Source organism: Caulobacter sp. GW821-FHT10E02 (genome assembly GCF_059415225.1).
The window spans coordinates 347,614-372,664 of record NZ_JBWKMV010000004.1; the positions used below are offsets into that span (position 1 = coordinate 347,614).

A 25,051-nucleotide genomic window follows, 5' to 3' on the forward strand; every position below is an offset into this window, starting at 1 on the left:
CTATTCGCGTTGCCGGACGCCTCCATGCCCGACCACCCAAGCCCCCGTATTTCCTCACGAAAGCAGCCCAAGCAGGCCCGCTCGGCCGAGCTGGTGGCGGCGATCCTGGAGGCGGCTGTTCAGGTTCTGGCCAAGGAGGGCGCGGCGCGTTTCACCACCGCCCGGGTCGCCGACAAGGCCGGGGTCAGCGTCGGCTCGGTCTACCAATACTTCCCCAACAAGGCCGCGATCCTATTCCGACTGCAGAGCGACGAGTGGCGCCAGACCACCGATCTGCTGCGCTCGATCCTGGAGGACGGCGCGCGCCCACCGCTGGAGCGCCTGCGCGCCCTGGTCCACGCCTTCGTGCGCTCGGAGTGCGAGGAGGCGCAGATGCGTACAGCCTTGAACGACGCTGCCCCGCTCTATCGCGATGCGCCCGAAGCCACCGAGGCCCGCGCGTCCGGCGTCGGCATCATCCTGAGGTTCATGCGCGAGGTCCTGCCGGATACGCCCGAGGCCAAGTGCGTTCAGGCCGCCGACCTGATCAAGATGACGCTCAAGGAAGTGGCTAGCGTCTTCTCGGAAACGCCGCGCACGGACGCCGAGATCGTCGCGCATGCCGACGCCATGGCCGACATGTTCACCGCCTATCTGGAAAGCCTCAGGCGGCCTTAGGGCACTTGGCCCCAGTGTCGATCCACGCCTTGATCAGCTCGCCGAACTGCGCCTGCGTGCCAGGGGCCGGAACGCGGCCCGCGCCGGGGCGCCAGGCCCAGCCGACCAGGTGGTCTTCGGCCATGTGGTGATGCAGCTCGGCCATCGACTTGCCGCCGTTGGTCGAGGGGTTCTTGATCTGGGCGCAGATCTGACCCAGCGACTTGCCCTGCCAGGCCATCTCGACTGGCGCGAGGCCCCACTTGGGATCGCCGGGGATGCTCTTGATGTCCGCGCCCCAGGTCGGGACGTTGGCGGCCGTATGGCACGAGAAACACGGCATGCCGGCCGGGCCGTGGCCGCTGTCGCCAGCCACCATCGGCGGATTGTGCGGATGCAGGTTATCGCCCTGGGTCGGAGCGCGCTGGACCGGGTGGCAGTTCAGGCAGCGCGGGCTCTGGATGACCTTGCCGGCCTCCTGGAACAGGGCGACCGACCGCGCGGCAGGGTCGGTGATCGACTGGAAGCTGGCGGCGGTCTTCAGCGCCACCGGCGCCGGAGCCGGCTTGGCTTCAGGCGCGGCCTGGACGCTGGCGACGACCGCACCGGCGGCGGCCAGGGTTCCGGCCAGGATCACGACGGTAGCGATACGCATGGACGGACCTCCCGGATTGCACCGGGACGGTAACGTTCCCGCTTAGCCTTGGGTTTCCTGCTTGAGGAATCCGCCGATCCACGCGGCCATCCGCGCGGCGTCGTTGTCGGCGCTCAGGCTGGCGATCGCCGCATCGGCCTGCTCGTCCGTGAACCGCGTGCCGCGCCGCGCCTCGATCAGCGCCTTGGCGTAGGCCGGCGAGAACTCGGGGTGGAACTGCATCGAGATCGCCTTGGCGTCGTCATAGGCGAGGATGCCGTAGGGCGTGAACGCGCTGCCGGCCAGCACCCGCGCGCCGGGCGGCAGGGTCGTCACCTGGTCCTGGTGCGAGCCCGGCACGGCGACGTGGGCCGCGCTGTCCATCCACGGTTCCTGGACCTCGACCGCATAGGCCTGCAGACCCACGCCCCAGCCCTTGTCGGACTTCTCGGCCTTGCCGCCGAACGCCTCGGCCATGATCTGGTGGCCGAAGCACACCCCGACCATCGGCTGCTCGCCCTTGGCCTGGACGAGAAACGCCTTCAGCGGCTCGATCCAGGGCAGCGGGTCATAGACCCCGGCCGCCGAGCCGGTGATGACATAGGCGTCGTTCTCGGCCGGGTCGGCGGGCAGCTCCCCCTTCTGGACGTCGTAGACGCGGTAGGTGTGCTCGGGACCCAGCAGCGCCTCGAACATCGCCGCGTAGCTGCCGTGGGTGTCCGCGAGGTCGCCGGGCGGGTTACCGGTCTCGAGCAGGCCGATCTTCATGTCAGTAGACCATCCCTTGTGCGACCGCCTTCAGGCGCTCGATCGCGCTGAACTTGTCCTCGATGAAGTCCTGGTCGATCCACCAGATCTCGACCTCGCGCATCACCTCGCCGACCAGCGGCCCCTTGGGCACGCCGGCCTGCATGACCTCGTCGCCCGACAGCGGGAAGGCCGGCGGGTTCCAGGTCTCGGCCAGGGCCAGCAGGGCCCGCCATTGAGGCGCCGTCGAGTCGCGGCCCGAACCGGCCCAGGCCAGCTTGATCCGATCGCTGAACGCCCGCACGCCCAGGCCATATACCGCCCGGCGGGCCTCGCGCGGACTCATCCACGAGACGACGCGCGGGTTCTTGCCCACGGCGTCGACAATGCGGTCGCGGACATTGTTGGGCAGGCGCAGGCGCTCGGCCAGGTCGGCGGCCTGCTTGGGATCGTCCGGGATCAGGGCGGCCAGGCGCAGGTCGGGGTCGTTCTCGAACAGTTGCTCGGTCTCGATGGCGACCAGGGCCTCGAAGCGGGCCAGGGACTTCACCTGCGGCAGGATCGAGGACAGCACGCTGGTAGCGCCCATCAGACGCAGGGCCGGACGCGGGTCCTCCGCGGCCAGCATCTTCATCAGCTCCTTCTGGGTGCGCTCGGCGGCGCGACCCGAGACCATGCCCTTCAGCGCCTTGCAGGCGGCCAGGGCCTTCTGGTCGGCGTCGCCCTTGCCGTACCAGGCCTGGAAGCGGAAGAAGCGCAGGATGCGCAGATAGTCCTCGCGGATGCGGGTCATCGGATCGCCGACGAACACCACCCGGCCCTCGCGCGCATCCTTGATCCCCTCGCCGGTCGGGTCGTAGACGCGCCCCTCAAGGTCGGCATAGAGGGCGTTGAAGCGGAAGTCGCGGCGCTCGGCGTCCTGGCCCCAGTCCTGGGTGAAGGCCACCACCGCCCGGCGGCCGTCGGTCGAGACGTCCTTGCGCAGGGTGGTGATCTCATAGGGCCGGCCGCCCGACAGCGCGGTGATGGTGCCGTGGTCGACGCCGGTCGGGATGGCCCGCAGGCCCGCCTGCTCCAGGGCGTCGATGATCAGGTCCGGCGTCAGGGTGGTGGCGATGTCGATGTCGTCGACAGGCTTGTCCATGACCGCGTTGCGCACGCAGCCGCCGACGAAACGGGCGCAGCCGGGATAGCCGCGCGCCTCCAGGGCCGCGAACACGGCCTTGGTCTCCGGTAGCGCCATCCAGGGCTGGATGCCGATCGATTCACTGCTCAACGCCGAACTCCCACAAGTACGCGTCTTGGCCCCTGAAACGGGGCGTCATTGTTAGGCCAAGTAGCCCTGGCTCTACCAGATCGGAAACACCCTATTCGGAGGGTGTCCGTCCGCTTTCGTCGTAAAGCGCTTCGTACAGCGACCGGAGCATGCCGGCCGTCGCCCCCCAGATGAACCGGTCGTTCCAGGGCATCGCATAGAAATGACGTCGCGCGCCGTCGGGAGCCTCCCGCGACTGGCGCTGATGGTTGTCCGGATCCATCAGGAAGGCGAACGGCGTCTCGAAGACGTCGGCCACTTCCTCGGGACTGGCCACGAAGGTCGCCTTCGGATCGATGAAGCCGACCACGGGCGTGACATGGAAGCCGGTCACCGTCTGGTAGCCGTGCAGCAGACCCGCCACGGTCACGCAGGCCGGGTCGAGGTTCACCTCTTCCTGGGCTTCGCGCAGGGCCGTCTGCCAGGGCGTCTCGCCCGGATCGCAGCGACCGCCGGGGAAGGCGATCTGGCCGGTGTGGCTGCGCAGGGTGTCGGAACGGCGGGTCAGCAGGACGGTCAGACCGTCCTCGTGCTCGATCAGCCCCACCAGCACGGCGGCCGGACGCAGGGCGTGCGGATTGTCGACCTTCAGACCCGGATTGAGGTCGTAGTCGGACTTCTTCGGGTCGGCCAGGCTCGGGTCGTACTCCGAGATCGGATGCAGGCGGCTGGTGATCCAGGCGCGGCGCTCGCTCCCCTGCAGGGTATTGGGCGTCATGCGGGAACGGCTCCCGCCGGCGCGATCGGGAAGAAGGCCCCGTTCGAAGTCACGCCCCAGACGTCGCCCTGCTCCCGCGCCATCTCGGCCAGCTCGTAGAACACCGGCCGGGCGATCAGCGCCTCCAGCCCCCTACGGACGTGGACATAGGGACGCGGCTCGCCGGTCTCGGCGTCGATCTCGACGCGGATCGGATTGTCCGGCCCGGCCTTGACCGTGTCGCCGACATTGGTCTGGAAGATCAGCGCCTCGCCTTCACGATCCACGCGCGTGGCGATGAACGGCGCGTCCTCCACCGTGATCTTCATCTTCTCGACCGGCGTGACCAGGTGATAGCCGTCCGGATCGAGCCGCAGCACGGTCGAGAACAGCCGCACCAGCGCCTCGCGACCGATCGGCGTGCCCTCGTGGAACCAGACCCCGTCCTTGCGGATGCGGATGTCGATCTCGCCGCAATGGGGCGGGTTCCACAGATGCACCGGCGGCAGGCCGCGTCCGCCCGCCGCTTTCGCGGCTTGGGCGACGCCTTCCAGTCCAGCTTTGGGGGCATCGGTCATCGCTGATCAGTTAGGCCTATCGGCCGCCTGGCTCAAGCGCGCGGATCGATCGCGACGAGACCCGACAGACCTTCGTCCCCAGCTTGACGCAGCGGCAACAGCAGCACGCGGCGCTGGTCCACCGGTCCCGGCAGGACGACGCCGGCCGTGTGGGCGTTGGTGAAGCCGACCCGGCCGAAATAGGGGCCGTCGCCGACCAGCAGCACCGCGCGCCAGCCGGCGGCGCGGGCGGCCTCGACGGCGCTCTCGACCAGGGCCTGGCCCAGGCCCGCGCTGCGCTCGTCGGGATCGACGGCCAGCGGACCCAGGAACGCCACCGGCTCGCCGCCGATGGTCACCGGCCACATGCGGCAGCAGCCGACAGGCGCGCCATCGCGCAGGGCCACGAACGAGCAGTCGGCTAGCAAGGTGTTGCCCTCGCGCAGGCGCTCGGACGACTTGGCGAAGCGGCCCGGGCCGAACACCCGGTCGATCAGATGGGTGACGGCCGCTTCCATCGCCGGGGTCTCTTGGACCAAGGGCGGATAGGCGGCGGGAGAAATGGACTTTTGAACGGAGGTCATCGGCCTTCGGGAAATGCGAAAGGGCGTCGGGGGCTCCCGACGCGAAGGCGCGACCGGGAGGGCGTCAGATCGTGGCGCGTTCGCGCGTCATTCGTCGAAGGCGTCGCATCGCCTGAAACTCCCAAAAGATGCGCGCGCTGTAGGGCCAAGGCTTTCTCAGGTCAATAACGTTGCGGTGCGGCGACTTGGCCCTATGTTGCGGGCCGATGTCCGAGCCCGCCGAACCCGCACCCGACACGTCTACCCGCGCCCTGTTGCGGGAGCATGACTTCCTCCTCTTCTGGGTGGCGCGGTTCGTCTCCACCCTGGGGGTGCAGATCCAGTCGGTGGCCCTGGGCTGGCAGGTCTACGCCATCGCCCGCCTGACCCACTCGGTCGGGGAGTCGGCGTTCATGGTCAGCATGATCGGCCTGGCCCAGTTCCTGCCGCTGTTCCTGCTGACCCTGCTGGCCGGCGAGACCGCCGACCGGCGGACCCGCAAGCTGATCGTCGCCGCCACGCTGTGCCTGGACGCGATCAGCGCCAGCGTGCTGCTGACCCTGGCCCTGATGGGCTCGCACGCCCTGTGGCCGATCTTCGCCGTCTCCGTGATGTTCGGGGCCAGCCGCGCCTTCCTGTCGCCCGCCAGCAGCGCCATGGGGCCGATGCTGGTGCCGCGCCCGCTGCTGCCGCGCGCCATCGCCTGGAACTCGCTGTCCTGGCAGGGCGGCTCGATCATGGGCCCGGCGCTCGGCGGCCTGCTGCTGATCCACTCGCCGGCTCTGGCCTTCGGGACTTCGCTGGGTCTCTACCTGGTGGCCTCGGTCCTGGCCCTGATGATCCGCAAGAACACCAAGCCCGAGACCCAGCCCGGCTCGCGCGTCGAGCTGATCAAGGAGGGCCTCTCCTATGTCTGGAACAACAAGATCGTGTTCGGCTCGATCTCGCTGGATCTATTCGCGGTGATCCTGGGCGGGGCCACGGCCCTGCTGCCTGTGTTCGCCAAGGACGTTCTGCACATCGGTCCCGGCGGCTTTGGCCTGCTGCGCGCGGCCCCGGCGATTGGCGCGACTGTGGTCGGCGTCTATCTGGCCAGCAGCCCGATCCGCCGCCACGCCGGCCGGATCATGTTTGCCGGTGTCGCGGTCTTCGGCCTGGCCACGGTGGTGTTCGGCCTGTCGAAGCTGGAATGGCTGTCGGTCGCGGCCCTGGCCGTGCTGGGCGGGGCCGACATGCTCAGCGTCTATGTCCGCCAGACCCTGGTGCAGATCGTCACCCCGGACGCCATGCGCGGCCGCGTCGCCGCCGTCTCGGGCGTGTTCATCAGCGCCTCCAACGAACTCGGCGAGGTCGAGAGCGGAGCCATGGCCTGGCTGCTCGGCCCGATCGGCGCCGCGGTGTTCGGCGGCGTCGGGGCCATGGCGGTCACGGCCCTGTGGGCCTTCCTGTTCCCCGACCTGCGCAAGGCCGACCGGCTAGAGTAGCCCCGCGAGCTTCTTGATGCCGTCGCCGGTCAGGCGGCGGATGATCCACTCGTCCATCGCGGCCGCGCCGAGGCTGTCATAGAAGGCGATCGACGGGGCGTTCCAGTCGAGCACCGTCCATTCCAGGCGACCTAGCCCCTCGTCGACGCAGCGCTTGGCGAGGTTGGCCAGCAGCGCCTTGCCCGCGCCCGAACACCGCGCCGACGGCCGCACGAACAGGTCCTCCAGATAGATTCCGTGGCGGCCGACGAAGGTCGAGTAGTTGTAGAACCACAGGGCGAAGCCGACCGGCTGGCCGTCGATCTCGGCGATGTCGGCAGAGGCCCGCGCCTGGGGACCGAACAACGCGGCCGCCGTGTCGGCTTCCGTCGCCTGCACCGTGTCAAGCAGCTTTTCATAGTCCGCCAGATCGAGGATGAACTGGTGGATCAGGGCGGCGTCGGACGGCGTGGCGGGACGGACGGAAACGGGCATGGCGGTCTCTGCGGACTATCGGGACTTCGTTCTGGAGCAACTGGCCCCGCTGGGCCACATCACCTCGCGCTCGATGTTCGGCGGAGTCGGCGTCTATGCGAACGGCCTGTTCTTCGCGCTGATCGACGACGACACCCTGTACCTCAAGGGCGACGACGCCCTGAAGCTCGAGTTCGAAGCCGCCGGCTCCCACCCTTTCGCGCCGTTCGGCCACGACAAGCCGATGGCCTACTGGACCGCCCCGGCCGAGGCGCTGGACGACCAGGATTTCCTGCTGGAATGGTCGCGCAAGTCGCTGGAGGTCGCCGCACGGGCCGCGACCTCCAAGAAGAAGCGCTAGCCGATCTTAACCCCCGGCGGCGGCTCGCTGGTTTCCGGCACGAAGAAGTCCGGCATCAGGGTCGCGCCCTTATCGACCTTGTACTGGTCAAAGTCGCGCACGCCCTCGCCGTAGAGGAACGTGTCGTCGATCAGGAACTGGCCGGTCAGCTCGCGCGAGGGCTTGTTGAAGATCGCATAGGCCGCGTCGGCCATGATCTCCGGCGTGCGGCAGTGCTTGAGGCCTTCCTCGCCGGCCAGGGCGAACTGGATGGCGGCGGTGGCGATGCCGGTGCGCGGCCACAGGGCGTTGAAGGCGATGCCGTCGGCCTTGAACTCCTCGGCCATGCCCAGCACGCACATCGACATGCCGAACTTGGCCATGGTGTAGGCCACATGCGGCCCGAACCAGCGCGGCGACATGTCCAGCGGCGGCGACAGCATCAGCACGTGCGGATTGGCCGACTTCTTCAGGGAGGGGATGCAGGTCTTGGAGGTCAGGAACGTGCCGCGCGTATTGATTTGATGCATCAGGTCGTAGCGCTTCATGTCGGTCGACAGCGTCCCGGTCAGCGAGATGGCCGAGGCGTTGTTCACGCAGATGTCGATCCCGCCGAACTGGGCGACGGCCTTCTCGACCGCCTCCTGGACATTGGCCTCCTCGCGTACGTCGACCACCAGCGGCAGGGCCTGGCCGCCGGCGGCCTCGATCTCCTTGGCGGCCGTGTAAATCGTGCCCGGCAGCTTCGGATGCGCCTCGGCCGTCTTGGCGGCGATGACGATATTGGCCCCGTCCCGCGCCGCGCGTAGGGCGATGGCCAGGCCGATGCCGCGCGAGGCGCCGGTGACGAAGAGGGTCTTGCCCTTCAGGCTCATGCGGGTTCTCCACGCGTTTTGATCAGCTGAACGCCGGCGACGATGAAGCCGAGGATGAAGCTCATCTTGGCCACGTGCGCGACGGGACCGTGATCCTTCAGCGCGACGCCGACAAGGCCGATGACGAGCGCCGCGATCCACAGGCCGGCGGAAATCCGGAACACCTTGGCCCGCAGCAGGTCGATCGCCCAGACCACCATGCCGATCGACCAGAGGCTGGAGGCGATCATGTACGAGGCCTCGCCGAAGATCTTGGCCGACGAGGTCCGCACCAGCATCACGCCCAGCAGGCCCAGCACGAAGCCAACCAGGCCCAAGACGCTGGCCGTGCGCTTGCTCGCCGACCAGACACCCAGCATGCCGATCATCAGCAGGAGGTCGATGGTCACGTAGACGAGGTGCGGCTGCGGCTCGACCAAGTGCGGATAGATCAGGAACGGCGCGACGACATCGATGGCCGAGCCGACGAGCACGGCGGCGCCGGCCAGACGCAGGACGGTGCGGTCCTGCATCAGGCGCCGGCTCCGACGGTCTTTACCGACAGGTCCCACAAGCGGTCGGCCGCCTCGGGGTCCAGGGCGTGGGGCATGACGCCATTCCAAGGCCGCTCCTGACTCCACGGGACGGCCTGGTTGCAGTCTTCCAGATAAAGCCCGCCGACGCCGTCCAGCTCGTCGCCGACCGCGGCCCAGACACTGGTCGCCGCGCCCTGCTCGGTGGTCTTGAAGCCCTCGCGCGGCTTGTCGTTCTCGTCCAGCCAGCCCATGGCGCGCTGCTCCTCGATCGACATGTGCCGCTGCAGCGGGGTCATGATCCCGCCGGGCATGACGGCGTTGGCGTTGACGCCCTCGCCTTTGAACCGCTTGTCGAAGCCGACCGCGAACAGGCTGTTGGCGGTCTTGGCCTGGCCGTAGGCCTCCCACTTGTCGTAGTCGCGATGCTCGTAGTTCGGGTCCTCGAAGTTCACCCCGGCGCGGCGGTGGCCGATCGACGACAGCGACACCAGCCGCGAGCGCTTGCCCGAGGCCTTGGCCCCGGCGACCAGGTTCGGGGCCAGCAGCACCGACAGCAGGAAGTGGCCCAGGTGATTGGTGCCGAACTGCATCTCGAAGCCGTCGGCAGTGCGCATCAGCGGGCTGGCCATGACCCCGGCATTGTTGATCAGGAGGTCGATCGGCCGATCGCCCCAGACGTGGGCGAAGTGGCGGATGGACTCCAGACTGGCCAGGTCGACCATGCCGAAGCTGACGCGTTTGGAGCCGACACCCTGGTTGATCTCGTTGGCGACCTCCTCGCCCAGCTCAGGCTTGCGGGCGGCGATGATCACCTCCGCCCCGGCCTCGGCCAGGGCCCGCGCCGTCTCGACGCCGATGCCGGTGGCCGCGCCGGTGACGATGGCCACGCGCCCCGAAAGGTCATGACCCGCGACGACCTCGCGCGCCGTCGACTTCGCCCCGAAGGGCGAGGTGATCCGTTCCGCCATGCGATCCTCCCAGATCGTTTTGTTATCGGTGGAGCTTAGCCCACCTTCGAGAAATCAGGCGCCCTGCGTTCGGCGAAGGCCATGAAGGCTTCCCGCGCCTCGGCCGTCTGCAGGCGGGCGGCGAATTCCGCGCCCTCGGTATCCATCAGCGCGGCGATCTTTTCGGCGTCGCGCATCAGGCGCTTGGTGACGGTCAGGGCGCCCAGCGGACGCTTGGCCAGCTGGTCGGCGGCGGCGCGGGCGCGGGCGCGCAGGTCACCCAGCTCGGCCGAGCCGTTGGCGATGCCCCAGGCGACCGCCGTGCCGCCGTCGATCGCCTCGCCCAGCGCGAACATGGCGTAGGCGCGAGCGTGGCCGATGCGGGCCGGCAGCAGCCAGCTGGAGGCGGCTTCGGGCACAAGAGCGAGGTTGACGAACGGCGTGGTCAAGCGCGCGTCGGGGGTGACGAACACCAGGTCGCAGTGCAGCAGCATGGTCGTGCCCACGCCCACGGCCTGGCCCTGGACGGCGGCGACCAGCGGCCGGGTGGCGTTGGCCAGGGCCTTCAGGAAGCGGATCACGTGGCGCTCGCCCGTGAAGGCGCCGGTGGCCTGGGCGGCGAAGTCCTGCAGGTCGTTACCGGCCGTGAAGCTGTCGCCGTCGGCCTGGATGACCACGACGCGGACGGCGGTGTCTTTCTCGGCGAGCTCCAGGCTGTCGGCCAGCACGCCATACATGGCGTTGGAGAGGGCGTTCTTCTTTTTCGGACGCGCCAGGGTGATGGTCATCACGCCGGCGTCGATCTCGACCTTAACTTGATCGGTCATGGTCATTCTCCCTTGGGGAACTTGGTCTGCAGACTGGCGAGCCAGCGCGCGACGACGCCGATCTCCTCGTCCGTGAAGCCTTCGGTCAGGTGGGCGTTGATGCCGTCGAGCCCGGCCTTGGCCGCCACGCGGGCCTCTCGCCCACGGTCGGTCAGGTGCAGGCGCATGGCGCGGCCGTCCTTGGCGTCGGCGCGGCGTTCGACCAGTTCGGCGCGGGTCATGCGGTCGATCAGGCCGGTCATGGCCGAGGGGGCCAGGTCCAGGGCGTCGGCGGCCTCGCCGATCAGCGCCCCGTCCCGCTCGCCGAGATAGAACAGCACCCCCGACTGGGCCGCCGTCAGCCCGCCCTTGGCCGCCATCTTGCCCTCGATCCAGCGCTGCACGCGCCGATGGCCGGCGTTGAGCAGGAAGATGAGGCGGCGGTCGGCGGGCACGGACATGCCGGCCAGATTATGTTTCGCACGCGAAATGTCAAACGCGTGTTTTTAGTCTGGACTAGAAAAAGCCGCGTACCAGGCCACGCCCTCGCCATCGACCGTGCGTTGGATCTTGCCGCGACCGATCAGGCAGTTGAGGTGCGCCAGCGCCTCGCCCGTGGCCATGCCCAGCAGGTCCGGTCCGATCTGCCGGGCGAACAGGGCGCCGAAGGTGTCGACCACCCGCTTGGGCTCGACCAGCTTCTTCTCCAGGCGCGCCAGGCCGCGCTCGTGGCCCGAGATCAAGCCGTCGATGCGGGTGTGCAAGCCCTCGAACGGGTCGTTGTGGGCCGGCAGCACGATGACCTCGTCCGGCACCGTCGCCTTGACCTTGGCCAGCGACCGCAGCCAGTCGCTCAAGGGATCGGCGTCCGGCTCGGTCGGGAACACCGAGACGTTGGACGAGATGCGCGGCAGCACCTGGTCGCCGGAGATCAGCACGTTCAGCTCGGGACACCACAGGCAGGCGTGGTCGGGCGAGTGCCCCTGCCCCGTCACCACCCGCCAGGTCTTGCCGCCGATGTCGAAGTCCTCGCCATCCGACAGCCGGCGATAGCTGTCGGGCAGGGCGTAGATCGCCTTGCCGAAGCCGCCGAAGCGGGCCTTGTAATTCTCGATGGCGTCCTCGTCCCAGCCGGCGGCGTGGAAGAACTTCACCCCGTCCTCGGGCGCCTCGCGGCCGGTGTCGGCCACCAGCATCCGGCACTGGAAGTATTCCAGCCGGGTCATCCACAGCCGGCAGTCGAACTTGCGGGTCATCCAGCCGGCCAGGCCGATATGGTCGGGATGCAGGTGGGTGACGATCACCCGGGTCACCGGTTTGCCGCCCAGGGCGCCGACAAAGGCGTCGCGCCAGGCCTGGCTGGTCTCGCGGGTCTGGACGCCGGTGTCGACGATCGCCCAGCCCTCGCCGTCCTGGATGGCCCAGACATTGATGAACTGCAGCGATCCGCCCAGCGGCATCCGCAGCCACAGCACGCCCGACGCGACCTCGACCGCGTCGCCCGAGCCCTGCTCCGGCGCCGTCTCGAACGGATAGACCAGCCGTCCGGCCTTGCGGACTTCGGGGACCTCGGTCGTCTCTTCGTCTTCAAACCCGTCGCGCATTTCGTTCCCTTCAGGGCCGGTTCAGCCGGCGCTTGTCGTTGATCCAACCCATTTTTTGCCCCGAAACCCGGTCATCGTCACGCCCAGGTCGGACGGTATCTTGACCCCTGATACAAGCACGCGCTTATGTCCGCGCGAGGAATCCACCCAGGAGATGTTACCCATGAGGCCTTTCGCGATCGGTCTGACGGCCGCCCTCGCGGTCGCCATTCTCATTCCCGCCGCTGTCATTTCGGCGCCGAAGGAAGAGAAGGGCAAGCCCGCCGCTGTCGACGCCAAGGCGCGTGAGACGGGCATGAAGGAAGCCCCGGCCCTGATCCAGGCCAGCGGCGCGAGCTGCACCGTTTCGGACGCCCGCTTCATCGGCGAAGGCGAAGTGGACATTTCCGACGCCGCCGCCTCCGCCGCCATTTCCAAGGCCGCGAAGGACCAGCTGAACGGCGACAAGGAGGGCATGGCCAAGCTCAAGGGGAAGCTCAAGGAGAAGGTTCGCTACTACGAAGTCGCCTGTAACGAAGGCATGGGCTTCGCGATGATCGCCAAGAAGGACGTGGCTGGTTCGGTCCCGCAGGTCTACACCTGCCTGGAATCGAGCCAACCGGGTGCGGACGGCAAGAAGGGCGGCCTGGCCTGCATCCTGCCGGGCAACGCCAATCCGGGCGCGGGCCTGGCCACGTTCGTCAAGAAGAGCGGCGTGAACTGCGATATCGAGAACACCCGCGCCATCGGCTCGGGCGCCAAGAACTCGTTCTTCGAAGTCGCCTGTAAGGGCGGCGCGGGCTACATCGTCCAGACGACCAACCCGATGAACCTGAACGGCGAAGTCGTCGCTAACAGCTGCCTGCTGTATGAAGAAAGCAGCAATGTCAGCTGCAAGCTGACCAACCGCCAGACCCAGCTGCAGCTGGTCGATGCGCTGAACACCGCCGCCGCCAACAACTGCGTGATCAAGGACAAGCGCTACGTCCTGAGCACCAAGACCGACAGCTACTACGAAGTCGCCTGTCAGGACGGCAAGGGCTACATGTACCAGCAGACGTCGGCCACCAGCGCCTTCGTCAAGTCGATCCCCTGCGCCCAAGCCGGCTTCGTCGGCGGCGGCTGCACCATGACCGACGCCGTCGCCGCTCAGACCGAGCAGGCCGGCTTCTACAGCAAGCTGGCGGCCAAGGCCGGCTTCCCCTGCGACGTCGAGAAGTACGGCATGCTGCCGAGCACCGACCCGAAGAAGGAAGTCGTCGAGCTGCGCTGCAAGGGCAGCGAAAACGGCGCCATCGCCGTGTTCACCGCCACCGGCGGCACGGTGTTCGACTGCCTCACGGCCGAGTTCAACGGCTACCGCTGCTCCTTCTCCAAGAAGGACACGCAGTACGCTCGCCTGAGCCAGGACCTGGTCGGCTTCAACAAGGCCTCGTGCAAGGTGTCGGACGCCCGCATCATCGGTTCGACCGAGAACGAAGGCTTCGTCGAAGTCGCCTGCTCGGACGGTCTGCCGGGCTGGGTGCTGGGCTATCCGACGGGCGTCGCCAAGCCGGCGGCCAAGGAGTTCCTGTCCTGCGCCCAAGCCAAGGGCATCGGCGGCGGCTGCAAGCTGCCGACCAACAAGGTCAAGAGCTGATCCCAGCCTGAAGCTTGAACAAGTCAGCCCGCCCGGAGCGATCCGGGCGGGCTTTCTTTTTGGGCGTCGGCCTGGCTAGGTTTGGACCATGATCCGCACGCTTGCCTTCGCCTTCGCCTTCGCCCTGCTCGCCACCGCCGCTCACGCCGGTCCGCGCTACGTCTCGATGGGCAGCTCCTACGCCGCTGGCCTCGGCATCGCGCCGTACCAGGACGGCGCGCCGGTCCGCTGCGCACGGTCGATGCGGAACTACGCCAGCCAGCTCGCGACCAAGCGAGGTCTCACGCTCGTCGATGTCGGCTGCAGCGGGGCGAAGACCTCGGCGATCCTCCAGCCGTGGGGCGAGCTGCCGGCCCAGATCGACGCGGTGACGGCCGACACGGCGCTGGTCACCGTCACCATCGGCGGCAACGACATCGGGCTGGTCGGCGGCCTCTATGGCGGCTCGTGCCGTCAGCGGAGCGAGGCCAATTGCGCACCGCAATCCTCGCCGACCGAGGCCGACTACGCGGCCCTGAAGACGGCGATGACCGGCATGGTCGCGGCGATCCGCGAGCGCGCGCCCAGGGCTAGGGTCGTGCTGATCGAGTATCCGACGATCTTGCCGCCCCGAGGCGCCTGCGTCGCCGCGCCGCTGGCAGAGGCGGACGCCGACGCCGCCCGGACCAAGGCCGCCCGGCTGCTGGCGATCACGCGGGAAGCCGCGACTGCCGGCGGCGCGACGGTGATCACCACCTCGGAATTCAGCCGGGGCCACGACGCCTGCGCGGCCGAGCCGTGGATGAACGGCTATCCGGCGCCGGGCGCCGCGCCCTATCACCCGAACCTGGCGGCCATGACCGCCATCGCCCAGGCCCTGGACGCCGCCCTGCCCCGCTAGAGCGCGGCCTCGATCAGGCGCGGGCCGGGCGTGGCCATGGCCCGCGCGAAGGCGTCGTCGAAGGCTTCGGCCGTTTCGGCGCGCTCGGCGGCCATGCCCATGCCCTGGGCCAGCTGCACCCAGTCTATGCGGGGGTTGCCCAAGTCCAGCAGCTTCGAAGCCGCCGGCCCCGGATTGCCCGCCCCGGTGCGGCCCAGCTCGATGCCGAGGATGCGGTAGGCGTGGTTGGCGAAGACCACCACGGTGACGTCCAGCTGCTCGCGGACGATCGTCCAGAGGCCCTGCACCGTGTACATGCCCGCGCCGTCGCCGGTCAGGGCCAGCACCTTGCGGTCCGGACAGGCCACGGCCGCGCCGATCGCCAGCGGGATGCCCTGGCCGATCGCGCCGCCGGTCAGCGACAACCACTCGTGAGCGCGGGCGGCCTTGGTCTGGGTGAAGATCGGCAGGCCGGCGGTCACCGCGTCGTCGGAGATCACCGTGTCGGCCGGCATGTGCTTGGCGATCGAAGCTCCAATGGCCCAGGCGTCGAAACGACCGGCCGGCGCCTCGGGCGCGGCATAGGCCTCGACCGCGCCGACCGCCGGCGCGCCAATCGCGTCGGCCAGGGCGTTCAACGCCGCCGCCGCATCGACCTCGCGACCGCTCAGGGTCTCGACCGAGCAGCCTTCTGGCACCAGCACGCTAGGGCGGTCGGGATAGGCGAAGAAGGCCACCGGACGCTGGGTCGAGACCAGGATCATCAGGTCGACACCGTCGAGGTCCTTCAGGGCCTGCTCGCCGAAATAGGGCAACTTGTCGGGCCGGAAGCGCCCCTCGCCGCGCGCCTGGCGGGCGGTGAAGGTATCGGTCAGCACGCGCACGCCGTGGGCCGCGAGCCGTCCAGCGGCGGCCAGGGCGACCTCGCCACAAGCGCCCGAGCCCAGCAGCAGCACCGGTTTCTTGGCGAAGCTCAGAGCCTTGGCGACGGTGTCGACGGCGGTCTTGTCGGGCTTGGCGAAGGCGGGCGGGGTGACGACCGGCCCCTTCACGGTAGCCTCGTTCCAGGCGGCGTCGGCGGGCAGGACGAGGCAGGCGTTGCCGCCGGGCGTCCCGTAGCTGGCGACGATGGCCTCGGCGGTCAGCGGCCCGACGCTGTCGGCGCTCTCGGCCGACTTGACCCACAGCGAGTTGGGCGCGGCCAGGGCGGCGATGTCGCTGTTCAGCGGCGCGTCGAAGCCCCGGTGATAAGTGGCGTGGTCGCCGATGACATTGACCACCGGCGTATAGGCGCGACGGGCGTTGTGCAGGTTGGCCGCGCCGTTGGCGTAGCCGGGACCCAGGTGCAGCAGGGTGCAGGCGGGCTTGCCGGCCATGCGGCCGTAGCCATCGGCGGCCCCGGTCGCCACGCCTTCGAACAGGCAGAGCACCGAGCGCATGCGCGGCTCGCGATCCAGGGCCGAGACGAACTGCATCTCGCTGGTGCCGGGATTGGCGAAGCAGGCGACGACCCCGTTGTCGGCCAGGGTGGTGATCAGGGCGTCCGCGCCGTTCATGCTGTCCTCCGCTTTTATGCCTCCTGTCTCCGACATTTCGGCAAGGACGCCAACCCAGGTTGCGTGGGCACGGGAAGCTGTCGCAGTCTAGCGCTCAAAATCGGGGGAAACGTTCCATGCAAGGGATGAGCGCGGCCGCGCGCTGGACGCTGATCGCGTCCGTGATCGCCGGCGCCAGCTATCTGGCGGCCAGGGCCATACACCTGCCGCCGGGGATCGAGACCGTCTGGAAGGGCGCGGGCGTGGCGCTGCTGGCGGTCCACGCGGCGCTGCGGGCCAAGAGCCTGGACGGTTGGCTGCTGACGGCGGTCATGGCGTTCGGCGCCGGCGGCGACGTGCTGCTGGAGACCCACGGCCTGACGGTCGGGGCGGTGTCGTTCCTGCTGGGACATCTCGTGGCGACGTTCCTCTACCTGCGCCACTACCGACATGGTTCGGTAGCGCCGCTGGTCCTGGCCCCCGTCGTGGTCTGGGCCTCCCGCCTGCTGTCCAGCGGCGACAACGGCGTCGTGGCCTACAGCGCGTTCCTGGCGGTCATGGCCGCCACCGCATTGATGAGCCGCTTCCCGTTCAAGACGGTCGGCCTGGGCGCGCTGATGTTCGTGGTCTCGGACCTGCTGATCTTCGCTCGCACGGGTCCGTTGCCGGACACCCTGGTCACCGGCCTGGCGGTCTGGGGCCTCTACTATTTCGGCCAGCTGCTGATCTGCGTCGGGGTCGCTAGAGAACTAGGACAGCCTCGTCCGGCGTAGTCGCGAACAACCGCTCCAGCTCCTGCGGTCGCCGGTCTCGGGCCATCGCCTGGTTGATATAGCCCTTGTCGGTCAGCTCGCCGCTGGCCGCGTCGGGCGCGCCGTCCAGGATGAGGGCGCGCAGCACCTTGCCGCCGCCGCCCTTGGCCGCCGCGTTCATCCGCGACAAGCCCTCGACGATCGCGGTCCTCACCGCCGCTTCGTCGCCCAGCCGCTCGCAGGCCTTGGCGTCGAGGAACAGCATCAAGCCGACGCCGTCCTGGCCCTCGCCGCAGACCACCGCGTCGGAGACCACGCCGCCAATCGCCGACACCGCCGCCACCCGCAGGGCGCCGGCCGCCACGAAGGTGCCGCTGGCCAGCTTGAAGTTCTCCACGAGCCGGCCGTCGAACACGAGCCCCGCCGCCGGATCGTCCGGATCGGCCAGCCGGGCAGCGTCGCCCAGGCGGTAGAAGCCGTCCTCGTCGAAGGCCTGGGCGGTGGCTTCCGGTTGATCCAGATAGCCCGGCGAAACCTGCGGCCCCTTCACCCGGATCTCGAACTTGCCGCCGTCGCCGGCCGGGACCAGCTTCACCGAAGTGCCCGGGGTCGGCAGGCCGACCATGCCTGAGCGGGCGTTCAGCCAGTGGATGTTGCAGGCCGTCGGCCCGGTCTCGGTCGCGCCATAGCCAGCCGCGAAGGTGATGCGCTCGCCGACCGTTCGCACGGCCACGGCCTGGACGCGATCGAGGATCGACTGGGCCATCGAGGCCCCGCCATACTGAATGACCCGCACCGTCTCGAAGAACCTGGCGGCCAGGACCGCGTCGCGCTCCAGCTCGCCGACGAACATGCCCCAGCCGGCGGGGACCATGTTGTGATAGGTCGTCGCCACCTCGCGCAGGTTGCGGACGGTCTCGCCGAACTTCCCCGGCACCGGCTGGCCGGCGTCGATGTACAGCGTCCCGCCACGGTGCAGCACCATGTGCAGGATGGCGTTGGCCCCCAGGCTGTGGCTCCAGGGCGCGGAATTGACCAGCACCGGCGGCTCGGGATCGGCGTAGCAGCCTTGGATCTGCGCCGCGTTCAGCGCGATGTTGGCGTGGGTGCAGACCACCGCCTTAGGCCGCCCGGTCGAGCCCGAGGTCAGCAACAGCTTGGCGATGTCGTCCGGCTGGGCGACCGGCTCGAGCGGCGTGCTGTTCAGCAAGTCCTCAAAGGCCAAGTCGCCGGCTCGGGCATTGCGACTGACCACCACCGGCAGGCCGGCCAGGAACGGCGCGGCCAGGGCGTCGCCGAACGCCTCGGCGTCGTCGGCATAGACGGCAGCGGGCTTCAGGCGCTCGACGGCATACTGCAGACGGGTCAGGTCCGCGCCCTTCAGCCCGTACTGCGGCGAGACCGGCGCGGCCGGCGCGCCCAGGCTCATGGTGGCATAAGCGATCAGGGCATGGTCGATACCGTTGCGGGCCAGGATCAGCAGCGGCTGGCCGCGTGAGAGGCCTAGCTCCGCAAGGCCACCGGTCAGGGCCGCGACCTTCGTCTTGGCTTCAGCGTAGGTGATTGTCCGCCAGCCCTCGCCGTCGCGCTCCGCCAGCCAGACCCGGTCCGGCGCCTCGGCGGCCCAGCGGGCCAGGGGCTGCGTCGTCGTCCGCACCGCGTCCGAATAGGGCATCGGATTGCGCAGGATCAGCGTCTCGCCATGACGCTCGACCTCCAGGGCACGGGGCGCGTAGCGGGCGTCGCGGAAGGGGGCGGTGTTGAGGGTCGATCCGTCCATGGCCTCCGTTATGCGCCCCCCTCGACATTTTTTCCAAGACCTGTCGAATCCGCGTGAGCCGGCGCGTCTCTCAGGTCGAAGCGTCGCGATGGCCGCGCGCTCATGGGAGACGGACGATGCAATACGCCCTGCTGATCTACGAGAACGAAGAGCTCTATCGCCGCGATAACGGCCGGGCGCTGGAGGAGATCATCACCGCCCACGTGGCTCTGGCCAAGGCCATGGAGGAGGAAGGCATCCTGCGCGGTGGTTCAGGCCTCAACAGCACCGACACGGCCACCACCCTGCGCAAGACCGGCGGCCAGTACAGCCTGCACGACGGCCCGCTGGCCGAGGCCCGTGAGCAGCTGGGCGGCTTCTACATCGTCGAGGTGCCGGACCTGGACGCGGCCATGGCCGTCGCCAAGCGCATCCCCCTGGCCGGCGACGGCTCGGTGGAAGTGCGCCCGACGACGGACTGTTGATCGCTCTAGACCAGACCGCGCGGGAGGCCGGGGGGCGGATCCTCGCCGCCCTGGCCGCGGCCTTCCGCGACCTCGATCTGGCCGAAGAGGCCTATGCCGAGGCCTGCGCGCGGGCTGCGGCCGTCTGGCCGGACGCCCCGCCGCTGGACCCGCCCGCCTGGCTCTACGCCACGGCGCGGCGGTGCGCGCTGGATATGATCCGTAGGCGGAACGTTAGGCAGAACACGCCCCTCGACGCGCCCGAACCGGAGGCTTCGGCCGAGGAAATCCTAGCCTCCGACACCCGGCTGATCCCCGACGAACGGCTGCGGCTGATCTTCGTCTGCTGCCACCCGGCCGTCGCGCCCGAGGCCCGCGCGGCCCTGACTCTGCGGCTGGTCTGCGGCCTCACCGTGCAGGAGATCGCCCGCGCCTTCCTGGTCGCGGAAGCCGCCATGTTCCAGCGCCTGACCCGCGCCAAGAAGAAGATCGCCCAGGCCGGCGTGTCGTTCGAGGTCCCCGGCCCCGAGGCGTGGCCCGAACGGCTGGCGGCCGTGCTGTCGACCCTGGAGGTCGCCTATGCCCGCGCCCACGAGGACGCCGCCGGGACCGGGCAGCACGCCGGCTACGCCCGCGAGATGCTGGGCCTGACGGCGGTGCTGGCCGAACTGCTGCCGAACGAGCCCGAGTGCCTGGCCTTCGCCGCCCTGGTCCGTTTCGCCGAGGCCCGCCGGCCTGCGCGACTGGACGCCGAGGGCGCGATGGTCCCGCTGTCGGAGCAGGATCCGGCGCTCTGGAACCGCGCGCTGATCCGCGAGGGCGAGGCACTGTTGCGTCAGGCCGCGCGATTGAACCGTCCAGGCCCTCGCCAGCTTAGGGCGGCGCTGCACGGCGTTTGGTGCGTGCGCCGCTCGCTGGCCGAGCCGCCGCCGTGGTCGGCGGCCCTGGCGCTGTACGACCTGCTGCTGGCCTGGCGCGAGGACCCGTTCGTGCGGATCAACCGCGCCGTGGTGCTGGCGGAAGTCGCCGGGCCGGCGGCGGCGCTGATCGAGATCAAGGCCCTGGACGCCGCGCGGCTGGACGACTTCCAGCCCTTCCACGCGGTGCGGGCCGACCTCCTGGCGCGGCTAGGACGGCGCGACGAGGCCCTGGAAGCCTATGACCGGGCGCTCGAAATGGCGCCCGGACCGGCGGAGCGACTATGGTTGATCCGTAGACGGAGCGAACTCTAACCCGCCAGGGTTTCCAGGAACCGCACCGGCTCGCCACGGCCCTCGGCGACGATCTCGTCGTCGCGCATGACCACGATGCCGCGAACGATGGTCGCCTTCGGCCAGGCCTTGGCTTCGAAGCCGTCGAACGGGGTCCAGCCGGCGCGGTTGGCCATCTGCTCGTGGGTGATGGTCTTGCGAGCCTTCATGTCGACGATGGTGAAGTCGGCGTCGAAGCCCTCGGCGATGCGGCCCTTGTCCGCCAGGCCGAACACGCGGTTGACGCCGTGGCTGGTCAGGTCGACGAAGCGTTCCAGGCTGAGCTTGCCGTCGACCACGTGGGTCAGCATCACCGGCACCAGGGTCTGGACGCCCGGCATGCCCGACGGCGAGGCCGGATAGGGACGAGCCTTTTCCTCCCGGGTGTGCGGAGCGTGATCCGAACCCAGCACGTCGGCGATGCCGGCCTCGATGCCGCGCCAGACGCCGGCCACGTGGTCGGCGGTGCGGATCGGCGGGTTCATCTGGGCAAAGCCCTTCAGGCGCTCATAGGCTTCCGGCGCGACCAGGGTCAGGTGCTGGGGCGTGACCTCGACCGAGGCGACGTCCTTGTTCTGGGCCAGGAAGTCGATCTCTTCCTTGGTCGTCACGTGCAGCACGTGGATGCGCTTGCCGAGGTTCTTGGCGATGCGGACCAGGCGGTGGGTCGATTGCAGAGCGGCCTGGGCGTCGCGCACCTCGGGGTGGCTGGTCCAGTCACCGGGACGGGCGAGCGAGCGGCGGTCGGCCAGGCGGTATTCGTCTTCCGAGTGGAAGGCCGCGCGGCGGTTGACATGGCGCAGCACGTTCTCGACGCCCTCGTCGTCCTGCACCAGCAGGCTGCCGGTCGAGGCGCCCATGAACACCTTGATGCCGCAGCAGCCCGGAAGACGTTCGAGTTCGCCCAGGAACGTCGCGTTCTCGTGGGTGCCGCCGACATAGAAGGCGTGGTCGGTGTGCATGCGGTTCTTGGCGCGCGCGAGCTTGTCGGCCAGGGCGTCCGGGTCGGTCGTCGTCGGCTCGGTGTTGGGCATCTCGAAGACGGCGACCACGCCGCCCAGGGCCGCGCCGCGCGAACCGCTCTCCAGGTCTTCCTTCCACTCCAGGCCCGGCTCGCGGAAGTGGACCTGGCTGTCGATCACGCCCGGCAGAACGGTCAGGCCGGTGGCGTCGAAGATCTCGCCCGCCGAAGCCTGGCTGAGGTCACCGATGGCGACGATCTTGCCGTTGCGAACGCCGATGTCGGTGAAGCCGCGACCCGCGTGGTTCACGACCTCGCCCCCACGCACGATCAGGTCGAAGGTCTGGGTCATGGGACGGCTCCTGCGATGGGGTTGAGGCGGTCTAGGACCGGCTCGCTCGCGAGGCAACTGAAACTAGCTGGCGTCCCGTTCGCTCACGCGTTCTTCGGCAATGGCCTCTTCGACCGCTTCGGCCTCGGGCGAGGTTTCCTCGACCACCGCCTCGACGGGTTCCGGCGCGGCCTCCTCGGCCGGCGGTGCGATCTGCGCGCCATCGGCTTCCTCGACGATCGTCGCCTCGACCACCGCTTCCTGCGGCGAGACCTCGGCGCCGGGTTCGGTGCGGATCAGCAGCGCCTTGGCCGCCTTGACCACGGTGGCCACCGGCAGGTCGCTCATGTGGCGGATGGCTTGCGACAGGTCGGGATCGACGGCCAGGAACTGGTCGAAGCTGCGTGGACCGCGCACCGCCACGGCCTTGTCGCCCCAAGGCGCGTAACGCCGCTCGTCCGAGGGCCCGAACAGGCCGATGGTCGGCGTGCCGGCGGCGGCGGCGATGTGCATCAGGCCGGAGTCGTTGCCGATGAACAGCCGCGCCCGCTTCAGGCAGGCATAGGCGGTCAGCAGATCGACCTTGCCGGTCAGGTCGATGGTCCGGCCGCGGGCCGAGGCCATGCGCAGTTCCTCGACCATGCGGGTGTCTTCCGGGCCGCCCAGGATCAGCAGGCGGCCGCCGGCCATCGGGCCGTCCTTGTCCAGCAGCTGGGCCGCCGTCTGGGTGAAGCGCTCGATCGGCCAGACCTTGCCGACCCAGTTCGACGCCGGCCCCACCGCCAGGATCGGCCCATCGCCCTGTCCTGGAATTGGGGCCAGCAGCTCGTCGGCCAGGGCCTGGACGTCGGGGGTGATGTAGAGGTGCGGCGCGGGCGGATCGCCTTCCAGCTTCAGGGTGCGGGCGGCGTCGACCACCTTGTGCACCACCTCGCCGGGCAGCTTCTTCCAGATCGCCCGCTTGTCACGGCGCAGGAACAGGGCCGTGGCCGAGCCGCGCAGGTCGACGATCAGGCTCCACTTCCTGTGGCGCACCTGGTTCCAGAGCTTGAACCAGTGACCCTTGCCCTTGCCCTTCTCCATGACGATCACGCGATCCAGGCCCGGCACGTGCGCGAACAGGGGCGCGGCCAGGGGACCGGCGACGATGGTGAAGCGGGCGTTGGGGATCTGGTCGGCCAGCATTTTGATGAGGCCGGACGAAAGCACCGCATCACCGATGCGGGTGGCCGTGATGAAGAGAATCGGGAAGGCCCGCTGTGTCATCGGTCTATCCATAGATCAGTCGGCGAGTCGGCGCATCCCACGTTAACAGTTGAGCTTTCCCCGTTTTCAGGGACTGGCGCTGGTGGGGACTCGGCGCCACATCTGCGGCATGAGCATGCTTACCGTCGCCCGCCTGTCCTCCCGCGCCGTCATCGCCGTGTCCGGTCCGGACTGGCGCGGTTTCCTGCAGGGTCTGCTGACCCAGGACGTCGAGACCCTCGCGCCGGGTGAGTTGCGCTTCGCCGGCCTTCTGACCCCGCAGGGCAAGCTGCTCTACGACCTGTTCGTGGCCGGTACGGAGGACGGCGCCCTGCTGGACGTCGCCGCCGCCCACCGCGACGCGATCCTGCAACGCCTGACGATGTACCGCCTGCGGGCCAAGGTGACGCTGGAGGCCAGCGACCGGCCGGTGCTGGCGGTGTTCGGGGAGGGCGTGTCGAGCGAGTACGCCGATCCGCGCCTGCCGGGCCTGGGCGCCCGCGCCTATGACGACCGCGCCGCGACCGCCGATGAGGATGCCTACGAAGCCCATCGCCTGGCGCTCGGCGTTCCCGGCCCCGAAGACTGGGGCAGCGAGGCGACCTATCCGATCGAGGCGGACTTCGACCTGATGGCCGGCATCGACTTCAAGAAAGGGTGCTTCGTCGGCCAGGAGACCACCAGCCGCATGAAGCGGCGCGGCGTGATCAAGAACCGGATGCTGCCGATCGTCTTCGACGGCCCCGCCCCGGCCTTCGGGACCGAGGTGCTGGCCGGCGAGCTTCGCGCCGGCGAGGTGCTGAGCGGGCGCGACGGCCGTGCCATGGCGCTGCTACGCCTCGACCGTATCGAGGGCGCGGACCTGACGGCCGACGGCCGGCCGGTCCGCGTGGACCGGCCGGCCTGGCTTGGCTAGCTAGCGGCAGCTGCCGTAGCGGTCCGGCGAGGCGCCGGGACCGCCGCGCCAGCCGGGCGGGTTTTCCCAGTTGGTGCCGGGACCGCCGCGCGGACCGGGCGGGTTGTTGTCGTTGTCGAACCAGCACTTGGCGCGCGGATTCCACCAGCCGAAACGCGGGTGATAATAGCCGTAGGCGCGGTTGTAGTAGTAGCCGTCGCGATAGCGGAACTCGACCCGCTGGCCCTTCCAGCGATAGTAGCGCCGGTCAGGCGAGGCGCCGGGACCGCCGCGCCAGCCGGGCGGATTCTCCCAATTGGTGCCGGGGCCGCCACGCGGGCCGGGCGGATTGTCGTCGCGGTCGTGGTGGCGCTGGGCCAGAACGGGCGTTGCGGCGACGGTCGCCGTCGCCAGGGCCAAGATGGCGAGAGTCTTCAGGCGCTTCATTTGCGTCTGCTCCTTGGTTTGTTCCCTCTGCCTCTTCCAACGCACGAGAGGGCTAATCCGGTCGCGCCCAGGCGTATGTTCCTGAAAAGTTCTGGCCAGCCACGCATCTTTCTGCCAGCTTCGCCGCATGACCGAACCGAGCCGCTGCACCTGGTATGGCATGAACGGAAACCCGTTCTACGAGGCCTATCACGACCACGAATGGGGCGTGCCCGAGTGGGACAGCCGCGCCCTGTGGGAGAAGCTGGTCCTGGACGGCTTCCAGGCCGGCCTGTCGTGGATCACCATCCTGAAGAAGCGCGAGGCCTTCCGCGCGGCCTTCGCCGAGTTCGATCCGGAGAAGGTCGCCCGCTTCGACGAGACCGACCGCGCCCGGCTGATGGCCGACGCCGGCATCATCCGCTCGAACGGCAAGATCGACGCGGCCATCTCGGGCGCGCGGATCTATCTGGACATGCGCGAGCGCGGCGAGGACCTGGGCCAGTTGCTGTGGGGCATGGTCGGCGGCGCGCCGATCCAGAACCAGTGGCAGGCCGGCCAGGTCCCGGCCCAGACGCCGCTGGCGGTCGAGATGTCCAAGGTCCTGAAGGCCAAGGGCTTCAAGTTCGTCGGCCCGGTGATCGTCTACGCCTTCATGCAGGCTACCGGCTTGGTCAACGACCACTTGACCACCTGCTTCCGCCACGAGGAATGCAAGGCGATGGCCAAGCGGGTCTAGGCCCGCTTTACGCCCCAACTCATTTTATCATATTAATCACCCAT

At 69.1% G+C, this 25,051-nt stretch carries 29 protein-coding genes; 10 read left to right on the forward strand and 19 right to left on the reverse strand.

What is annotated here, in order from left to right:
* The first annotated feature begins 24 nt into the window (after nucleotides 1-24).
* Nucleotides 25-657: a TetR/AcrR family transcriptional regulator gene (locus AC07NI_RS21400; protein ID WP_494622860.1), complete on the forward strand. Its 633-nt coding sequence runs from the start codon at nucleotides 25-27 to the stop codon at nucleotides 655-657.
* Here the strand turns inward: AC07NI_RS21400 and AC07NI_RS21405 are convergent.
* The 7 genes from AC07NI_RS21405 to AC07NI_RS21435 form a co-directional block, all read right to left on the reverse strand.
* Nucleotides 644-1,291, reverse strand: coding sequence for an Isoquinoline 1-oxidoreductase subunit (locus AC07NI_RS21405; RefSeq protein ID WP_494622862.1), 648 nt, complete (start codon nucleotides 1,289-1,291; stop codon nucleotides 644-646). The genes AC07NI_RS21400 and AC07NI_RS21405 overlap by 14 nt on opposite strands.
* A 42-nt stretch (nucleotides 1,292-1,333) precedes the next feature.
* The gene (locus AC07NI_RS21410) at nucleotides 1,334-2,038 is read right to left on the reverse strand and encodes a glutamine amidotransferase-related protein (RefSeq protein WP_494622864.1); all 705 of its coding nucleotides are present in this window, start codon (nucleotides 2,036-2,038) and stop codon (nucleotides 1,334-1,336) included.
* 1 nt (nucleotide 2,039) lies between these two features.
* Nucleotides 2,040-3,293: a CCA tRNA nucleotidyltransferase gene (locus AC07NI_RS21415; protein ID WP_494622866.1), complete on the reverse strand. Its 1,254-nt coding sequence runs from the start codon at nucleotides 3,291-3,293 to the stop codon at nucleotides 2,040-2,042.
* Between the two features lie 91 nt (nucleotides 3,294-3,384).
* On the reverse strand, nucleotides 3,385-4,035 hold the full coding sequence (locus tag AC07NI_RS21420) for a CoA pyrophosphatase (RefSeq protein WP_494623334.1): 651 nt from the start codon (nucleotides 4,033-4,035) through the stop codon (nucleotides 3,385-3,387).
* Nucleotides 4,036-4,046: 11 nt separating this feature from the next.
* The gene (locus tag AC07NI_RS21425; RefSeq protein WP_494622868.1) at nucleotides 4,047-4,607 is read right to left on the reverse strand and encodes a DUF1285 domain-containing protein; all 561 of its coding nucleotides are present in this window, start codon (nucleotides 4,605-4,607) and stop codon (nucleotides 4,047-4,049) included.
* 32 nt (nucleotides 4,608-4,639) lie between these two features.
* Nucleotides 4,640-5,170: a GNAT family N-acetyltransferase gene (locus AC07NI_RS21430; protein WP_494622869.1), complete on the reverse strand. Its 531-nt coding sequence runs from the start codon at nucleotides 5,168-5,170 to the stop codon at nucleotides 4,640-4,642.
* A gap of 64 nt (nucleotides 5,171-5,234) precedes the next feature.
* Entirely contained in the window at nucleotides 5,235-5,279 is a 45-nt protein-coding gene (locus tag AC07NI_RS21435) for a hypothetical protein (protein ID WP_199743377.1), read from the reverse strand.
* Nucleotides 5,280-5,376: 97 nt separating this feature from the next.
* On the opposite strand from AC07NI_RS21435, the gene AC07NI_RS21440 reads away from it, so the two are divergent.
* Nucleotides 5,377-6,633 carry an MFS transporter gene (locus tag AC07NI_RS21440; protein WP_494622871.1) on the forward strand — a complete coding sequence of 419 codons (1,257 nt, stop codon included), beginning with the start codon at nucleotides 5,377-5,379 and terminating at the stop codon, nucleotides 6,631-6,633.
* Here the strand turns inward: AC07NI_RS21440 and AC07NI_RS21445 are convergent.
* Nucleotides 6,625-7,107 (reverse strand): GNAT family N-acetyltransferase, encoded by a 483-nt coding sequence (locus tag AC07NI_RS21445; protein ID WP_494622873.1) that lies wholly within the window; start codon nucleotides 7,105-7,107, stop codon nucleotides 6,625-6,627. The two genes, AC07NI_RS21440 and AC07NI_RS21445, sit on opposite strands and share 9 nt — an antisense overlap.
* Between AC07NI_RS21445 and AC07NI_RS21450 the strand changes: the two genes are divergently transcribed.
* Nucleotides 7,049-7,447, forward strand: a complete 399-nt coding sequence (locus AC07NI_RS21450; RefSeq protein WP_494622875.1) for a TfoX/Sxy family protein — start codon at nucleotides 7,049-7,051, stop codon at nucleotides 7,445-7,447. The two genes, AC07NI_RS21445 and AC07NI_RS21450, sit on opposite strands and share 59 nt — an antisense overlap.
* On the opposite strand, the gene AC07NI_RS21455 is transcribed toward AC07NI_RS21450, so the two are convergent.
* The 6 genes from AC07NI_RS21455 to AC07NI_RS21480 are packed head-to-tail and all read right to left on the reverse strand — an operon-like array spanning nucleotide 7,444 to nucleotide 12,173.
* Complete coding sequence (locus AC07NI_RS21455; RefSeq protein ID WP_494622876.1) at nucleotides 7,444-8,301, reverse strand: SDR family oxidoreductase; 858 nt, start codon at nucleotides 8,299-8,301, stop codon at nucleotides 7,444-7,446. The two genes, AC07NI_RS21450 and AC07NI_RS21455, sit on opposite strands and share 4 nt — an antisense overlap.
* Nucleotides 8,298-8,813 (reverse strand): hypothetical protein, encoded by a 516-nt coding sequence (locus tag AC07NI_RS21460; protein WP_494622878.1) that lies wholly within the window; start codon nucleotides 8,811-8,813, stop codon nucleotides 8,298-8,300. Before AC07NI_RS21460 ends, AC07NI_RS21455 begins: the two co-directional genes overlap by 4 nt.
* Entirely contained in the window at nucleotides 8,813-9,784 is a 972-nt protein-coding gene (locus tag AC07NI_RS21465; RefSeq protein WP_494622880.1) for an SDR family NAD(P)-dependent oxidoreductase, read from the reverse strand. Before AC07NI_RS21465 ends, AC07NI_RS21460 begins: the two co-directional genes overlap by 1 nt.
* 35 nt (nucleotides 9,785-9,819) lie before the next feature.
* Nucleotides 9,820-10,590: an enoyl-CoA hydratase-related protein gene (locus tag AC07NI_RS21470; RefSeq protein WP_494622882.1), complete on the reverse strand. Its 771-nt coding sequence runs from the start codon at nucleotides 10,588-10,590 to the stop codon at nucleotides 9,820-9,822.
* A 2-nt stretch (nucleotides 10,591-10,592) separates the two neighbouring features.
* Entirely contained in the window at nucleotides 10,593-11,030 is a 438-nt protein-coding gene (locus AC07NI_RS21475) for a MarR family winged helix-turn-helix transcriptional regulator (RefSeq protein ID WP_494622884.1), read from the reverse strand.
* Between the two features lie 45 nt (nucleotides 11,031-11,075).
* Nucleotides 11,076-12,173, reverse strand: coding sequence for an MBL fold metallo-hydrolase (locus AC07NI_RS21480; RefSeq protein WP_494622886.1), 1,098 nt, complete (start codon nucleotides 12,171-12,173; stop codon nucleotides 11,076-11,078).
* Between the two features lie 154 nt (nucleotides 12,174-12,327).
* Between AC07NI_RS21480 and AC07NI_RS21485 the strand changes: the two genes are divergently transcribed.
* Both AC07NI_RS21485 and AC07NI_RS21490 read left to right on the forward strand, forming a co-directional pair.
* Nucleotides 12,328-13,791 (forward strand): hypothetical protein, encoded by a 1,464-nt coding sequence (locus AC07NI_RS21485; RefSeq protein ID WP_494622888.1) that lies wholly within the window; start codon nucleotides 12,328-12,330, stop codon nucleotides 13,789-13,791.
* Between the two features lie 88 nt (nucleotides 13,792-13,879).
* Nucleotides 13,880-14,671 (forward strand): SGNH/GDSL hydrolase family protein, encoded by a 792-nt coding sequence (locus AC07NI_RS21490; protein ID WP_494622890.1) that lies wholly within the window; start codon nucleotides 13,880-13,882, stop codon nucleotides 14,669-14,671.
* On the opposite strand, the gene AC07NI_RS21495 is transcribed toward AC07NI_RS21490, so the two are convergent.
* Nucleotides 14,668-16,206, reverse strand: coding sequence for an acetolactate synthase large subunit (locus AC07NI_RS21495; protein WP_494622892.1), 1,539 nt, complete (start codon nucleotides 16,204-16,206; stop codon nucleotides 14,668-14,670). The two genes, AC07NI_RS21490 and AC07NI_RS21495, sit on opposite strands and share 4 nt — an antisense overlap.
* Before the next feature lie 116 nt (nucleotides 16,207-16,322).
* On the opposite strand from AC07NI_RS21495, the gene AC07NI_RS21500 reads away from it, so the two are divergent.
* Entirely contained in the window at nucleotides 16,323-16,958 is a 636-nt protein-coding gene (locus tag AC07NI_RS21500; protein WP_494622894.1) for a lysoplasmalogenase, read from the forward strand.
* Here AC07NI_RS21500 and AC07NI_RS21505 read toward each other — a convergent pair.
* On the reverse strand, nucleotides 16,927-18,717 hold the full coding sequence (locus tag AC07NI_RS21505) for a feruloyl-CoA synthase (protein WP_494622896.1): 1,791 nt from the start codon (nucleotides 18,715-18,717) through the stop codon (nucleotides 16,927-16,929). The two genes, AC07NI_RS21500 and AC07NI_RS21505, sit on opposite strands and share 32 nt — an antisense overlap.
* 116 nt (nucleotides 18,718-18,833) lie before the next feature.
* On the opposite strand from AC07NI_RS21505, the gene AC07NI_RS21510 reads away from it, so the two are divergent.
* On the forward strand, nucleotides 18,834-19,181 hold the full coding sequence (locus AC07NI_RS21510; RefSeq protein WP_494622898.1) for a YciI family protein: 348 nt from the start codon (nucleotides 18,834-18,836) through the stop codon (nucleotides 19,179-19,181).
* Nucleotides 19,178-20,392, forward strand: coding sequence for an RNA polymerase sigma factor (locus tag AC07NI_RS21515; RefSeq protein ID WP_494622900.1), 1,215 nt, complete (start codon nucleotides 19,178-19,180; stop codon nucleotides 20,390-20,392). Before AC07NI_RS21510 ends, AC07NI_RS21515 begins: the two co-directional genes overlap by 4 nt.
* Here AC07NI_RS21515 and AC07NI_RS21520 read toward each other — a convergent pair.
* Together AC07NI_RS21520 and AC07NI_RS21525 are read right to left on the reverse strand one after the other, a co-directional pair.
* The gene (locus AC07NI_RS21520) at nucleotides 20,389-21,723 is read right to left on the reverse strand and encodes a dihydroorotase (protein ID WP_494622902.1); all 1,335 of its coding nucleotides are present in this window, start codon (nucleotides 21,721-21,723) and stop codon (nucleotides 20,389-20,391) included. The two genes, AC07NI_RS21515 and AC07NI_RS21520, sit on opposite strands and share 4 nt — an antisense overlap.
* Before the next feature lie 63 nt (nucleotides 21,724-21,786).
* Nucleotides 21,787-22,968, reverse strand: coding sequence for a glycosyltransferase family 9 protein (locus AC07NI_RS21525; protein ID WP_494622904.1), 1,182 nt, complete (start codon nucleotides 22,966-22,968; stop codon nucleotides 21,787-21,789).
* 109 nt (nucleotides 22,969-23,077) lie between these two features.
* On the opposite strand from AC07NI_RS21525, the gene ygfZ reads away from it, so the two are divergent.
* The gene (gene ygfZ, locus AC07NI_RS21530) at nucleotides 23,078-23,863 is read left to right on the forward strand and encodes a CAF17-like 4Fe-4S cluster assembly/insertion protein YgfZ (protein ID WP_494622906.1); all 786 of its coding nucleotides are present in this window, start codon (nucleotides 23,078-23,080) and stop codon (nucleotides 23,861-23,863) included.
* On the opposite strand, the gene AC07NI_RS21535 is transcribed toward ygfZ, so the two are convergent.
* Nucleotides 23,864-24,289 (reverse strand): hypothetical protein, encoded by a 426-nt coding sequence (locus AC07NI_RS21535; RefSeq protein WP_494622908.1) that lies wholly within the window; start codon nucleotides 24,287-24,289, stop codon nucleotides 23,864-23,866.
* A gap of 127 nt (nucleotides 24,290-24,416) precedes the next feature.
* Between AC07NI_RS21535 and AC07NI_RS21540 the strand changes: the two genes are divergently transcribed.
* Nucleotides 24,417-25,007 (forward strand): DNA-3-methyladenine glycosylase I, encoded by a 591-nt coding sequence (locus tag AC07NI_RS21540; RefSeq protein ID WP_494622910.1) that lies wholly within the window; start codon nucleotides 24,417-24,419, stop codon nucleotides 25,005-25,007.
* The last annotated feature ends 44 nt before the right edge of the window (nucleotides 25,008-25,051 follow it).